Source organism: Burkholderia territorii (assembly GCF_001718335.1).
Classification (GTDB): Bacteria; Pseudomonadota; Gammaproteobacteria; order Burkholderiales; family Burkholderiaceae; genus Burkholderia; species Burkholderia territorii.
In genome coordinates, this window is sequence record NZ_CP013365.1 from 2,298,490 (window position 1) to 2,312,496 (window position 14,007).

General features: G+C 69.2%; 8 protein-coding genes. 3 read left to right on the plus strand and 5 right to left on the minus strand.

Going from position 1 to position 14,007, the window contains the following annotated elements; translation table 11 throughout:
- Nucleotides 1–23 precede the first annotated feature (23 nt).
- Nucleotides 24–1,055 carry an ABC transporter ATP-binding protein gene (locus WS51_RS10115; protein WP_069229045.1) on the minus strand — a complete coding sequence of 344 codons (1,032 nt, stop codon included), beginning with the start codon at nt 1,053–1,055 and terminating at the stop codon, nt 24–26.
- Between the two features lie 7 nt (nt 1,056–1,062).
- Entirely contained in the window at nt 1,063–1,914 is an 852-nt protein-coding gene (locus WS51_RS10120; RefSeq protein ID WP_069229046.1) for an ABC transporter permease, read from the minus strand.
- 162 nt (nt 1,915–2,076) lie between these two features.
- Between WS51_RS10120 and WS51_RS10125 the strand changes: the two genes are divergently transcribed.
- Nucleotides 2,077–2,973 carry a LysR substrate-binding domain-containing protein gene (locus WS51_RS10125; RefSeq protein WP_059772714.1) on the plus strand — a complete coding sequence of 299 codons (897 nt, stop codon included), beginning with the start codon at nt 2,077–2,079 and terminating at the stop codon, nt 2,971–2,973.
- 85 nt (nt 2,974–3,058) lie between these two features.
- On the opposite strand, the gene WS51_RS10130 is transcribed toward WS51_RS10125, so the two are convergent.
- Nucleotides 3,059–4,735: an alkaline phosphatase family protein gene (locus WS51_RS10130; protein WP_059543421.1), complete on the minus strand. Its 1,677-nt coding sequence runs from the start codon at nt 4,733–4,735 to the stop codon at nt 3,059–3,061.
- A 303-nt stretch (nt 4,736–5,038) separates the two neighbouring features.
- Here WS51_RS10130 and WS51_RS10135 point away from each other — a divergent pair, with 303 nt between their 5' ends.
- Entirely contained in the window at nt 5,039–5,260 is a 222-nt protein-coding gene (locus tag WS51_RS10135) for a hypothetical protein (protein WP_059448952.1), read from the plus strand.
- Nucleotides 5,261–5,324: 64 nt separating this feature from the next.
- On the opposite strand, the gene WS51_RS10140 is transcribed toward WS51_RS10135, so the two are convergent.
- Nucleotides 5,325–9,128 carry a DUF748 domain-containing protein gene (locus tag WS51_RS10140; protein ID WP_069229047.1) on the minus strand — a complete coding sequence of 1,268 codons (3,804 nt, stop codon included), beginning with the start codon at nt 9,126–9,128 and terminating at the stop codon, nt 5,325–5,327.
- Nucleotides 9,129–9,280: 152 nt separating this feature from the next.
- The gene (locus tag WS51_RS10145) at nt 9,281–10,720 is read right to left on the minus strand and encodes a DUF1254 domain-containing protein (RefSeq protein ID WP_059772707.1); all 1,440 of its coding nucleotides are present in this window, start codon (nt 10,718–10,720) and stop codon (nt 9,281–9,283) included.
- A gap of 377 nt (nt 10,721–11,097) precedes the next feature.
- On the opposite strand from WS51_RS10145, the gene WS51_RS10150 reads away from it, so the two are divergent.
- Entirely contained in the window at nt 11,098–13,929 is a 2,832-nt protein-coding gene (locus tag WS51_RS10150; RefSeq protein ID WP_081333541.1) for a heavy metal translocating P-type ATPase, read from the plus strand.
- Nucleotides 13,930–14,007 lie beyond the last annotated feature (78 nt).

Below are 14,007 nucleotides of genomic sequence, written 5' to 3' on the forward strand. Positions count from 1 at the left end.
TCCGTTGAATAGGTCACCCGCGCTCACGCGGCGGGCAGCACGAGCAGATGGCGCGGCTCGATCGACACCGAACGCGCGGGCAGTTCGCGCCCTTCGCCGAGCAGCGCGTCGGTCGCGCCGGCCGGCACGAAGTCGAAGCGCTGTGTCGCGCCGAAGTAGCGCACCTCGCCGACCCGGCCAGCGATGCGGTTCGCGACGTCCGCGGGCGGATCGGGCTGCAGGTGTTCCGGCCGGATCAGCACCTCGACCGAATCGCCCGGCCGGTGCGCGCCCGTATCCGCGTGCAGCGTCGCGAATCGCACGTCGACCGCGCCCTGCGCGAGCACACGGCCGCGCAGCAGTGTCGAATGGCCGACGAAGCGTGCGACCTGCGCGGTCGCCGGACGCTCGTACAGGTCGCGCGGGGTGCCGGCCTGCAGCATGCGTCCGTCGTCGACGATCGCCACGCGATCGGCCATGCTGAGCGCTTCGTCCTGATCGTGTGTGACGAGCAGCGTCGTCGCGCCGCATGCGCGCTGCAGCGCGCGGATCTCGTCGCGCAACTGGTGGCGGATGCCGGCATCGAGCGCCGCGAGCGGCTCGTCGAGCAGCAGCAGCTTCGGTTCGATCACGAGCGCGCGGGCCAGCGCGACGCGCTGCTGCTGCCCGCCGGACAGCAGCGCCGTGCTGCGCCCCGCCTGCGCCGCGAGGCCGACGCGTTCGAGCATCTCGAGCGCGCGGCGGCGGCGCGGCGCCGCGGCCATGCCGCGCATCTTCAGGCCATAGGCGACGTTGTCGACGACCGACAGGTTCGGAAACAGCGCGTAGTGCTGGAAGACCATCCCGACCTCGCGCTGCCACACCGGCACGCCGGCCATGTCGCGGCCGCCGATCGCGATACGACCGCGATAGCCGTCGAGCAGGCCGGCGGCGAGGCGCAGCAGCGTCGATTTGCCGGAACCGCTGCGGCCCATCACGGCGAGCAGCTCGCCCTGCGCCGCGGACAGCGTGACCGCGTCGACGCCGTGACGGGCGCCCGGATACTGGAAGCTGACGTGTTCGAAATCGAGACTCATGACGGTTTCACTTCAGGCGTTGCACGGTGAAGACGGAGGCGAGCGTCGCGAGCACGGCGAGGACGAGCAGCACGACGGTCGCCGCGCAGGCCATCCCGGACGCGCCGTAGAACGCCTGCAGCAGCACGATTGGATAGTTGCGGTAACGGAAGCCCGCGATGAGATTCGAGATCTGGAATTCGCCGATCGACAGCGCGGCGACCATCACGAGCCCGGAGAACAGGCTGTGCCGCAGGTTCGGCAGCACGATCGTCAGAAACTGGCGCAGCGGCGTCGCGCCGAGCGTCGCCGCACATGCCTCAAGATGCGCGATGCCCAGGTGGCGCAGGTCGCTCGACAGCGTCTGCAGCAGGTACGGCAGCGTCAGCACGGCGTGCGCGGCGATCATCAGCGGCAGCGTGCCGAGCCACGGCAGCGCATCGCCGCTGAAGATCGCGATGTAGCCGAACCCGAGCGTGAGCGCCGGCACCGCGATCGGCATCAGCATCACGATGCGCGCGGCGAAGCCGCGGCCGGCCAGTGCGCGGTGATGCAGCGCATACGCGAGCGGCAGCGCCAGCACGGCATTGATCGCGCAGCAGGCGAGCGCGACCACGAGGCTCGTGCCGAATGCGCGGGTGAAGCTGCGATTCGCGGCCAGATCGACGAACCAGTGCGACGTGATGCCGGTCGGCAGCAGCGTGTTCGTCCACGACTGGCCGACCGAGCCGACCAGCAGCAGCACGATCGGCAGCGCGAGATACAGCCCGAACACCGCGACGAGCGCGTTCAGCAGCAGGCGTCCCGCCATCGCACGCGGCCGTTTGTTACGACGAATCGGAATAGCTTCGGCAAGGGCCGGAGCGGATGGCGGATGCATGGCGAATCTCGCTGGCGAACACGGAACGGGTCATGCAACGCCCGCCGGGCCGGTCCGGCACGCGTTGTCATGACGGACGCAGTGTGCGGATCCGACATGGCATCGTCATGAAAAAAACGTACAACGCCCGCATCGATCTGTGCGCGCAAGGAATAGTTCGCCGTGAAGCACCTGTTTCCCAACGTTGCGGAGCTGCAAGCGTTCGCGAGTTCCGTGAAGTACCTGAACTTTTCATATGCGGCGCGCGAGCTCGGCCTGACGCCGAGCGCGGTCAGCCGCCAGATCGCGAATCTCGAATCGATGTTCGGCGTGAAGTTGTTCGTGCGCGAGGGGCGCACGCTTGCACTCACGCGGGCCGGGCAGGTTTATCACGCACGCGTGATCGGCCCGCTGCGCGAAATCGGCAACGCATCGATCGAATTGCTGAGCGCGCGCGAGGACAGCGACCTGCTGACCATCGCCAGCGTGCCGACCTTCACGACGAAATGGCTGGTGCCGCGCCTCGCGCGCTTTCTGGCCGGCGCGCCGGAGGTCACGCTGAGTTTTCGCCGCCATCTCGCGCACGGCGACGTGTTTCCGTTCGGACTCGATGCGGCCATCCGCTATGGCGACGGCGCATGGGAAGGCGTCCGGTGCGATTACCTGGACGGCCGCACGTTCGTGCCGGCCTGTTCCGGCGAATTCGCGGCACGCCATGCGCTGCGCACGCCCGCCGACGCGGCTGCCGCGCCGCGGCTCGTACACGAGCAGGCGGAGATCGCGTGGTCCCTCTGGGCGCAGCGCCATCGCGTCGCCGGGATGAACGCGCTGGCAGGGCCGCGCTTCGAACAATATTCGGTGCTGATCCAGGCCGCGCAAGCCGGGCTCGGACTCGCGCTCGTGCCGCGCTTCCTGATCGTCGACACGCTCGCGAGCGGCGCGCTCGTCGAGCCGTTCGATGCGCCGGTCGACGTCGACGCGCAGGGGCACTACCTGTGCTGTGCGCCGGAGCGTCTCGAGACGAGCGCCGCGTTGCGGCGCTTCAGGGAATGGATGCTCGACGAATGCGCGCACCGCTGAGCGTGCCCGACATCGCCGGGCACGGCTGAGCGGCGAACGGCACGGCGGCGCCCGTGGGCGTCGCCATGCCGCCCGTTACGTCACGTCAGCGATCGATGCCGAGCCCCGGCAGCACGTGCGTGTTCTCGGCCACGACCGCGTGCAGCAGCTTCGGATCGGCGCCGAGCAGGCCGAGGATCGTCGGCGCGACCTGCTTCGTGCCGACGAGATCGGTCACCGTGCGCGCGCGGTGCAGGCCCGGATACGACACGAGCAGGCCGAGGTGGCTGTCGTCCGGCGCGTTGCCGCCGTGTTCCTCGTCCTTCTTCGTGCTCGACGTGTAGATCACGCCCGGATTCGGCTGGACGACGATGTCCGGCGTGCGGCCGTTGGCCGGATCGCCGAACCGGTCGGCCAGCGCCGCGCCGTACAGGATGTACGCCTGCGGGCCGTCCGCGCAAATCCCCGGCGCGTTGCAGCCGAGGTTCGCCTTCAGCGTCTGCACCACCGCCGTGCGCTGGCTGCGGTCGCGCAGCCAGATCAGGCCGACGTCGTCGGTCTGCACGAAGCCCGTGCCGACCAGGCCCGAACCGTCGTTCAGGTTGCCCGTCGTCGTGTTGTTCTGGCCGAAGTTGCCGTTCGGATCGAGATAGTCGTTCGCTTCGAGCAGCTTCGTCAGCGTGTCGCCGTTCTTCACGAGCTTCGTGTGATCGGTCGGCGACTGGCCATGCTTCGCCGTGACGATCACCGCCGTCGACGTGTACAGGTTGCGCTGCTTCAGCTCGTTGACGATGCGGCCGATCGAGTTGTCGACGTACGTGATCGCGTTCGCAACCTGGCCGTTCGGCGTGAAGTTCGCATCGAGATAGCCGCCGCCCTTCGCGACCGGCGCCTTCTGCGCGACGCTGAGCGTCTGGAAATTGGCGCCGAACAGCGTCGGCACCGGCGCGTTCTTCGTGCCGGTCGAGTCGCGGCCGTCGATCTGGTTGACCAGCGCCTGCACGTGCAGGTTGTCGAAGCGCGCGGTGTGCGAATAGACGTCGGTGTAGTTGGTGTTCGTCGCCGGGTCGATCGAGTTGATCTCGGTACGCATCAAGTCGTCCACGCCGGTGCCGGACGGGCCGTTCAGCCAGTCGTAACCCCACGCGTGCTTGTCGGCCCACGCGGTGTATGCGTTCGGCACGCCGGCCTTCACGGCCTCGAACACCGTATTGGTCTTCACGTAGTTGTGCGGATAGACCGGCACGCACTGCCCGTTGACCTTCGCATGCGGAATCGCCTGCGGATTGAACGCGCCGCCGCCGTCGAGGTGCACGAGCGCGCCGCCGTTCATTGCGTCGATGCCGGTCGTCTCGTCGAACACGACGTTCCAGCCCTGCTTGCCCGAGCACGTCGTGTCGCTCGGCGCGTACAGGTTGCGGTCGTACGACACGTCGTAGAACAGGCCGGCCGTCTTCGGCGAGCCGCCCGTCACGAGCGCGGCGAGCCCCGGGAACGAGTCCGACAGGCCCGGCGTATAGGCATTCGTATACGTGACGCCGTTTTGTGCGAGCACCGCGATGTTCGGGCACGTGTTCGCGCCGATGCAGCGCGCGAGATCCTGTTCGTGCAGGCCGTCGACGCTGATCAGCAACACGTGCTTAACGACGCGCCGGCCGTGGCCGGCGTCGTTGCCCTGCCCGTTGCCGTCCTGCTGCGCCGCGTAGGCGCTGGCGCCCGTGAATGCCAGCGCGCCCGCCATCATTGCCGCCAACTTCCGCTGCTTACCAAGGAAAGACATCATCACCCCACCTCATCGATTGACGTTGAACTGCGTGACCTGCCATCAGGCGCGCAAAATATGGCCGGATCGTGCGGCGCTCCGATGAAGCGGGGCTTTCTGTTTTCTATCAAACGTAACCAATCGCAAGTGACATGACGCGGTCGCACAACACGGTGGCGCGGCGCACTCGGCAACGAGCGCGCCCGAATTCCGCACCGGGCCGGTGCATGCTGCGCGCCACCGCCGGCGACGCGATTTTTTTTCGCGCTTGGCGCATGACTATTGGCGTGTGATAAAGGGTTTTCCCTGACCCGGAGCACGAGTATGTCGACCCTGGAAGCTCTCCGGTTCGTGCTGGACGATGCACGCACCCCCGAAATCATTCGCCATCACGTCGTCGACGCGCTGCAGTACGCGCTGCGCAACTACGGCCAGGTGTTCACCGCGAAGGAGGTCGAGTGGCTGACGCAGTGGGACGACGCGCGTCTGCCGCTGGCCGCGAGGAAGGAACTGGACAAGCGCGAACCGGCGATCGCCGAACGCTGAAAGGAACGCGCCGCCGCGCCCGATTGCCGGTCGGGCGCGGCGGCGGATGATGAGGTGACGCGGCTTACTGCAGGCCGAAGTCGACGCGCGTCGTCGCGCCCTTGTCCTCGATGCCCTTCGCATCGAGCTTCGGCGCCACGACGAACATGCGGCTCGAATCGATCTTGCCGTCGAGGTATTGGCGCACGGCCTGCGCGCGCTGCTGCGCGAGCGCGCGCAGCGCGTTGTCGTCGGCCGGCGCGTGATCGGCAAGCGCCTTCTTCATGTCCGCATCGGGCAGCGTCTTCTGCAGGCCGATCAGGTTGCGCGGCTTCTTGAAGTCGGCGGCCTTGTATGCACGCGTCAGGTACTTGGTGTACTCGGCCGGTTCGACCTTCACCGACATCGGATCGATGCTCTCGCCCTGGCCGACCACGTCCTTCAGCTTCTGCTGGCGCACCAGCCGCTCGACGTACGCGTCGCGCAGCCCCGGCGTGTCCTTCTCCGGATCGACGCGGCCGATCAGGTCCAGCCGGATCGACGGCTTCTCGGTCAGCATCTTCACGACGGTGTCGAGCTTCTTCTGCTGCGCGTCGGTGAGCGCGTACGAGCCCGGCGCGAACTCGACGTAGCCGAGATCCTCGCCGCCGCTGCCGCCGAACGCGTTCGCGAGCAGCGTGAACGGCGACGTGACCGCCTTCGCGATCAGGTTCAGCACCGCGCGCCAGATCAGCCCGCCGACGCTGAACTCCGGATTCGACAGCGAGCCCGACACCGGCAGGTTCACGTCGATCTCGCCGCGCGTGTTCTTCAGCAGCGAGATCGCGAGCTTCACGGGCAGCTTCGTCGCCGTGTCGTTGTCGACGTGATCGCCGAACGTGAGCTGGTCGATGAAGATGTGGTTGTTCGCCTGCAGCTGGTCGTTCGCGAGCTGGTAATGCAGGTCGACGTTGAGCTTGCCCTTCGTGATCGGGTAGCCGGCGTACTTCGCCGAATACGGCGTCAGGTTGGTCAGCTCGATGTCGTGCGCGGTCGCGGTGAGATCCAGCGCCGGCTTGTCGATCAGCGGGTTCACCGAGCCCTTGATCGAGATCGGCCCGTTGCCCGCGAGATTCGCGGCGACGTCGACCGGCGCGGACGTCGTCGAGTCCGTACCGAACGCGCCGACCGTGCCCTTGATCGCGACCAGGTTCGCCGTGTAATTCGGCTTGATGAAGTTGTCGGTGTAGGTCACGCGACCGTTCTGCAGCACGAGCTGGCCGAAATGCATGCGCACCGGATTCTGCGGCTGCGGCGCGGCCTTCACGACGACCGTCGCCGATGCGGCGGCCGGCGCGGATGCCTGCTGCGCGGCCGCGGCCGACGCCGCCTGCGCGGCGGCCGGCGGCGTCACGCCCGGCGACAGCGGCACCGGTTCGGTCTTGCTCGCGTCGCGCGTCAGCGATTGCGCGGGGCCCGTCTCCTTCGCGACGACGTCCTTCAGGTTCAGCCGCCCCTGCGCATCGAGCAGCACGCGGCCGTAGAAGTTCGAGAAGGTTACGCGCGCGGCGTCGACGTCGGTGCCCTTCTCGTCGTAGTTCACCTTCAGGTTCGACAGCGCGAGCGAGCGCCAGCCCGCGAACGGGTCGGAGGTCGCCTTGTCGAGCATCCGCACGTCGACCAGCGCGACGTCGCCGCGATAGGTCGCGCGCGGCGTGTCCTTCACCTGCGCGAACGTCAGGTTGCCCTGCGCGTTGAGCAGCGCGCTTGCGATGGTCGCGTTCAGCGCGCTGCCGAAGTACGGCTCGAACGCGGCCGCATCGAGCCGGTTGCCGTCGATCTTCAGGCCGAGCTTCAGCGGCTGCGCGGTCACGTCGCCCGACACGTTGACCGAGCCCTTGCGGTTCAGCGTCGCCTTCAACTGCACCGGCAGCGGCTTCGTCATGTCGTCGCTGATCTTCTGCACCGACAGGTCGAGCGGCTTGATCGCGAGCTTCACCGGGCGCGGCGTCGACAGGTCCGTGAAGTTCGCGGACGATTCCTTCACGTTCAGCGCGTCGATCCGGTAGTGCCACGACGGCGCGGCCGCCGCGGCCTTGCGCGCGACCGTGCGCTTGGGCACCGCCGCCTGCGCGGGTTCGCCCAGCGCGGCCAGATCGATCTTGCCGTCCTTCAGGCGCTTCACGTCCAGCGCGAGCCCGGTCGCGTCGACGCTCGCGATTTCCGCGATGCGCGCGGCGACGTCGACCTTCGCGATCTTCGCGCTCGCGTCGGGCAGCACGATCGCCGGCGCCTTCGTGTCCGGCGTCGCGAGCTTGAGCGACTTCACGCTCACCGTGCTGTCGGCGACCTGCGCGTCGAGCGGCGTCTTGCCCCAGTCGGCCTTCGCATTGACGCTCGCGCCGAGCGTGCCGTCGAGCACGCGCGCACGGGTCGCTTCGCCCAGATACGGCTGCAGCGCCGGCAGCGCGAGCGCGTCGACGGTCAGTTTCGTGTCGGCCTGCTTCGCCGCCAGGCTGAACGCGCCCTCGGCCTTCACGTCGCCGCCGCGCGACAGCGACGTCGACAGCGTGTATTTCGCGGGCGTCCTGCCCTGCAGCGTGAAGCCGTCGAGTGTCGCGGCGAGCTTCGTCAGCGACATCGCGGTCGGCGTCGCGGGCACGCGGTCGTCGACGTTGATCGTGCCACCGTCGATCGCGACATGACGGATCGTCAGATCGAGCGGCGGCGCTTCCTTCGCGGCGGCTTCGACCTTCGCGCCGCTCGCGGCGCTGGCAGCAGCGACCGTCGACGCGGCGGCGCCCGACGCGGCCGGCTTGCCCGCGTCGGCCTTCGGCGCGGCAGCCGGCGGGCCGGCGAGCTTCTCGACGTTCAGCACGCCCTGCTTGTCGCGCGCCAGATCGATGACCGGCTGGTCGAGCCGGATCTCGTCGAAATGCAGCACGTTGCGAAGCGGCTCGAGGCCGGCGGCCGCGACGTGCACGCCGCGCGCGGCGAACAGCGGCGCGGACGCGCGGTCGGTCACCTTCGCGTCGCCGAGATCCACGGTGCCCGACACACGCAGCGACGGCGTGTCGCCGCTCATCACGAAATTGAGCGTGAGATCGCTGCTCAGCAGGCCGCTCGTGACGATCACCGGCAGCTTCGCCGGCGCGTATGAAATCAGCTTCGGCACATCGAGCCGGTCGAACTTCAGCGCGACTTCCGACTCACGCGACAGCGCGAACGGCTTCGTCCTGCCGTCGATCGCGATCGGGCTGCCGTCGAATCGCGCACGCAGTTTCGGCTGCACGAAGATGTCGGTCTTCGACGGCAGCGTCGCAATGAACGGAATGCCGAGCGTCCAGTTGTCGACCACGTGCTTTTCGTTCAGCAGGCGGTCGTCGAAGTCGATCCGGCCGTCGTTGACCTGGATGTTCGACACCGAGAAATGCGTCGGCTTGCTTTCGGGTTTGGACGGGGTCGAGAACTTCTCGATGAGGTCGGTGAAGTTGAAGCGTTGCGCGTCGTAGCGAACGACGTGAAAGCGCGGCGAGTCGACGCGAACTTCGTTGACGATCGGCGCACCGCGGAACAGCGACGACCACGACGGCCGCACGACGAGCTTGCCGATGTCGATGAAGTCGCCCTGGCCGCCGCGCTCGCCGACGTGCACGCCGTCGGCTTCGAGGTTCAGCGTGTAAGGGTTCAGCGCGATGCGCTGGATGGTGGACGGCCGGCCGAGCTGCTGGCTCAGCTGCTGTTCGGCAATGTGGCGGATCAGCGGCGGCGCCGCGAAGAATCCGAGCAGTCCGAATAAAACCAGGAAGATCAGCACGCCGAGCCCGATACGCCGGGTCCGGCGCGAGCGTGCAACGCCGCCGAGGGCATGGAGAGTGGATGGTACGGTTTCTTTGTCTGCGCTTGACATGCTTGGATGCCTCGGGAATGGATGCCGGGCCGCGCCGGAAGACCGGCGCGGCCGCGCACGCTATCCCGAAAGTATAGGCTCAGGTGGTGACGGAACGACGTTCGGGCGAGCCCGCCGCGCCCGCGGATCGGACAGCGGCGGTGCCCGTCGGTTCACTTTCGGACGACGACGGGCGGCATCCATGAGCCGTCGCTCGCCTGCGGCTTCGGCGCGTAGAGTCGCAGCGCAAGCGCGAAATCGGTACGCGGCGCCGGCAGCCAGTTGGCCGCATGCGTGCCGCCCGGCGACGCCGACACGACCACGTCGATCGAGCCGTCGTGGTTGCGGCGCAGCCGGTCGCGGTCGCCGAGCGAGCGGCGCGCCGAGCCGACATCGGGCAATGCGCCGTTGGTCGCGTATGGCGTGAGCGTCCAGAACCCGCGCACCGGCGGCAGCGCGCCCGGCGCGAAGTGCAGCAGGTAGCGGTTCGCGCCGTTCAGCGGGTGGCCGTCGCTGTCGACGCGCACGAGCGCGAGCGTCTCGTCGTCGCGCGTCGCGGTGCCGAACTGCGTGTACGCCGCGTACGCGCGCAGCGCGTAGTCCTGGCCGTACTTGCCCGCCGTGTCGCCGATCCAGCTCCAGCCGTTCGCGCTCAGCAGGTTCGACGGCGGCGTCGCGAGCCGCGCGCGCGCCTCGGCGACGCCGGCCGTCGCGGCGCTCAGGCGATCGCCCGTCCACAGCACCGGGTAGCCGGCCCGCACGCCGATGTCGGCGAGCAACTCGTTCGCGTGCGCGTCGTCGGCCGGTGCCGGGTTGTCCTGCAGCGCCTGCGCGAAGCGCGTGAAGAATGCCTTCGGGTCGAGCGCGGCCACCTGCTCGGCCGGCGTGCCGCCGCTCGCCGCTTCCGACGGCGCGCTGCCCGCATGGACCGCGACCGACGCGCCGCGTGTGCTGCCCGTATAGACGGACAGCGGCACCACGCGGATCGCCCGCTGCAGTTTCTTCACGTTCGTGAGGTCGCGGCCGCCGCTCGTCTGCAGCCGCACTTCGAGCCATGCGTTGGCCGACGGCACGTCGACACGCAATGCGCCCTTCGGCAACGTGCCCTGCCAGTCCTTCGCGGCGAAGGCAATCGTTTGCGATCGCGCGGCGCCGCGAGCGCCCCGCGCCGCCACGCTCGACGACGACCACAGCACGTTCGTCCACATGTCGAGCGCGCGGGCATCCCAGTAGCGGCCGCGGGTATCCGGCAGCGTCACGATCACCGGCTCGGTGCCGACGTCGAGCCAGCCGGTCGAGTCGAGCGTGTCGACACCCGGCAGCGGCGGGTTGAGCGCGCCGACGGGCGGCAGCGCCTGCGCGTGACGCAACGTGTTGAGCGGCGCCTGGCCCGGCTGCGCGCCGTCGCCGCCGGTCGCGGCTTCCTTCGCGACGTCCATCAGCACGAGCGGATAGGCGTATACATAGGAGTCGGCCACTTCGGCACGCATCCAGCCGGTTTTCCGCTGGATCGCGTCCGGTTGCGACGCGCATCCCGTCAGCAGTGCCGCCAGAGCCAGCGACGCGCCTGCCGCGCGCCGCAGGAAAATTGATTCTCGCAGGTTTTCAATCATCGAGTACTGGCCGAATATCGTTCTTGTCAGTCAACGCCTTGTTCGACTCACGATCGGCGAAAGCAAGGCACCCCAGCGTGCCCGATTGCCGCTTCGCGGGGCGGGCGCTGATGTCAGGCCGGTATCATAGCGCCTAAGGGCATCCCCCAATATGCCGAATATCGGACGCGGCGGTAGCCGGGCCGCGGCCGGCCAGGACTTCCACCGATCCGGCCCCTGGCCGGAGCCGCTCGCCGCCTGCACGACGCGGCACGGCGGGCGAAAATGAGGCGGCCGTCGGCACGATCCGGTATTGCATCGCCCCTTGACCTTCCCACCATGGGAATGTTGATACTGGCTTCATTCGCGGCATGAACCGCGCTCCTGGGGAATCCGACATGACCGAACCACACGCGTGCACCGACATGCAAACGATCGAACTCGCCATCGAGGGCATGCATTGCGGCGGCTGCACGGGCCGCGTGCAGCGTGCGCTCGCCGCCGTGCCGGGTGTCGTCGAGGCCGCGGTCGACCTCGACGCGCATGCGGCGACGGTCACCGCGCAGGACACGGTCGAGCCGGCGCAGCTCGTCGCCGCGGTCGACGCCGCCGGCTATCGCGCGGCCGTGCGCGAAGCGGCGGTCGAAGCCGCCGATGCCGTTGCGGCCGAGCACGCCGAGCACGCCGAGCACGCCGACCATGCGAATGCGAGCCCCGCGCGGGCTGTGACGACGCCGCCCGCGCCCGCCGCCAGCATCGAACTCGACATCGACGGCATGACCTGCGCGTCCTGCGTGTCGCGCGTCGAAAAGGCGCTGGCGAAGGTGCCCGGCGTCACGCACGCGTCCGTCAACCTCGCCACCGAGCGCGCGACCGTCGACGCGGCACCGGACGTTTCCGCGTCGCAGCTGGCCGACGCCGTGCGGCAAGCCGGCTACGATGCGACACCCGCCGCCGCGCCGCCGCCGGCCGCTTCCCGCGATTTCGAATTCGACATCGGCGGCATGACCTGCGCATCGTGCGTCGGACGCGTCGAAAAGGCGCTGGCCGCCGTGCCCGGCGTCACGCATGCGTCGGTCAATCTCGCGACCGAACGCGCATCGGTACACGGCACCGGCGCGCTCGATGCCGCCACGCTGATCGCGGCGGTCACGACGGCCGGTTATCGGGCGTCGCTCGCCGCTGCGCCGGACACGGGCGCGTCGACCGACGCCGCGGCCCACGCCGGCGAACCCGCGCAAGCCCCCGACGCGCGCAAGCGCCGCGAAGCGATCCGCGAACGCAATCTCGTGATCGGCTCGGCCGTGCTGAGCGCGCCGCTCGTCTTGCCGATGCTCGTCGGACCGTTCGGCATTGACGCGATGCTGCCCGGCTGGCTGCAGCTCGTGCTCGCGTCGATCGTGCAGTTCGGCTTCGGCGCGCGCTTCTACCGCGCCGCCTGGCACGCGGTGAAGGCACGCACCGGCAACATGGACCTGCTCGTGGCGCTCGGCACGTCGGCCGCGTTCGGCCTGAGCCTGTGGATGCTGCTGCGCGACCCGGCGCACCCCGGCCATCTGTATTTCGAAGCATCGGCCGTCATCATCACGCTGGTGCGCTTCGGCAAATGGCTCGAAGCGCGCGCGAAACGCCAGACGACCGAGGCGATCCGCGCGCTCAATGCGCTGCGCCCCGATCGCGCGCGCGTCGTCGAGCACGGCATCGAACGCGACGTGCCGCTGGCGCAGGTGCGCGTCGGCACGACCGTCAGCATCCGCCCCGGCGAGCGGGTGCCGGTCGACGGCCGGATCGTGTCCGGCCGCTCGCACGTCGACGAATCGCTGATCACCGGCGAAAGCCTGCCGGTGCCGAAGGACGACGGCGACCCGGTCACGGCGGGCTCGATCAACGGCGAGGGCGCGCTCGTCGTGGAAACCACCGCGATCGGTGCGGAGACGACGCTCGCGCGCATCATCCGCCTCGTCGAATCCGCGCAGGCGGAAAAGGCGCCGATCCAGCGGCTCGTCGATCGCGTCAGCGAAGTGTTCGTGCCGGCGATCCTCGGCATCGCCGTGCTCACGCTGGTCGGCTGGCTGATCGCCGGCGCCGGCACCGAAACGGCGATTCTCAACGCCGTCGCGGTGCTCGTCATCGCGTGCCCGTGCGCGCTCGGCCTCGCGACGCCCGCCGCGATCATGGCGGGCACCGGTGTCGCGGCGCGCCATGGCGTGCTGATCAAGGACGCCCAGGCGCTCGAACTCGCGCAGCGCGCGACGGTGATCGCATTCGACAAGACCGGCACGCTGACCGAAGGCAAACCGTCCGTGACGGCATTCGACGCCGTCGGCATCCCGCGTGAGCAAGCGCTCGCTCTCGCGGCTGCGATCCAGCGGCAAAGCGATCACCCGCTCGCGCGCGCCGTGGTCGCCGCGCACGATGCGGACGTCGTGGCGCGCGGTGGCGCCACGGCTTCGACCGAGGCCGTCGCGACCGATGCACGCGCGGTGGCCGGACGCGGTGTCGAGGCGCGCGTGGGCGGCCAGCTTCTGGCGCTCGGCAGCACACGGTGGCGCGACGAACTCGGCATCGTCGTGTCGCCCGAACTCGACGCGCGCGCCGCCGAACTCGAACGGGCGGGCAACACGATTTCATGGTTGATGCGCGCCGACGCACCGCGCGCGCCGCTCGCGCTGATCGCGTTCGGCGACACCGTGAAGCCCGGCGCGCGCGACGCGGTCGCGGCACTGACGGCGCGAGGCGTCGCGAGCGTGCTCGTCACGGGCGACAACCGCGGCAGCGCGGCGGCCGTCGCGGCGACGCTCGGGATCCGCGAAGTGCACGCGCAGGTGCTGCCCGACGACAAGGCGCGCGTGGTGACCGAACTGAAACGCACGCACGGCGGAATCGTCGCCATGGTCGGCGACGGCATCAACGACGCGCCCGCGCTCGCCGCGGCCGACGTCGGCATCGCGATGGCGACCGGCACCGACGTCGCGATGCATACGGCCGGCATCACGCTGATGCGCGGCGATCCGGCGCTCGTCGCCGACGCGATCGACATCTCGAAGCGCACGTATCGGAAGATCCAGCAGAACCTGTTCTGGGCGTTCGTCTACAACCTGATCGGCGTGCCGCTCGCGGCGCTCGGCTGGCTGAATCCGGTGATCGCGGGGGCGGCGATGGCGTTCTCCAGCGTCAGCGTCGTCACGAACGCGTTGCTGTTGCGGAGATGGAAAGGCCGCGCACGGTGATCCGGCCGCGTCGTCCGACGGACGTCAGGCGCTTGCAGTATCGGAAATGGCTTGCCGACCGGCCGGGCACAAGTCGAA

Excerpts from the sequence above, each read along its gene's own strand:
- WS51_RS10115 (WP_069229045.1), bottom strand. The coding sequence starts at position 1,055 with ATGAGTCTCGATTTCGAACACGTCAGCTTCCAGTATCCGGGCGCCCGT.
- WS51_RS10120 (WP_069229046.1), bottom strand. The coding sequence starts at position 1,914 with ATGCATCCGCCATCCGCTCCGGCCCTTGCCGAAGCTATTCCGATTCGT.
- WS51_RS10130 (WP_059543421.1), bottom strand. The coding sequence starts at position 4,735 with ATGATGTCTTTCCTTGGTAAGCAGCGGAAGTTGGCGGCAATGATGGCG.
- WS51_RS10135 (WP_059448952.1), top strand. The coding sequence starts at position 5,039 with ATGTCGACCCTGGAAGCTCTCCGGTTCGTGCTGGACGATGCACGCACC.
- WS51_RS10140 (WP_069229047.1), bottom strand. The coding sequence starts at position 9,128 with ATGTCAAGCGCAGACAAAGAAACCGTACCATCCACTCTCCATGCCCTC.
- WS51_RS10145 (WP_059772707.1), bottom strand. The coding sequence starts at position 10,720 with ATGATTGAAAACCTGCGAGAATCAATTTTCCTGCGGCGCGCGGCAGGC.
- WS51_RS10150 (WP_081333541.1), top strand. The coding sequence starts at position 11,098 with ATGACCGAACCACACGCGTGCACCGACATGCAAACGATCGAACTCGCC.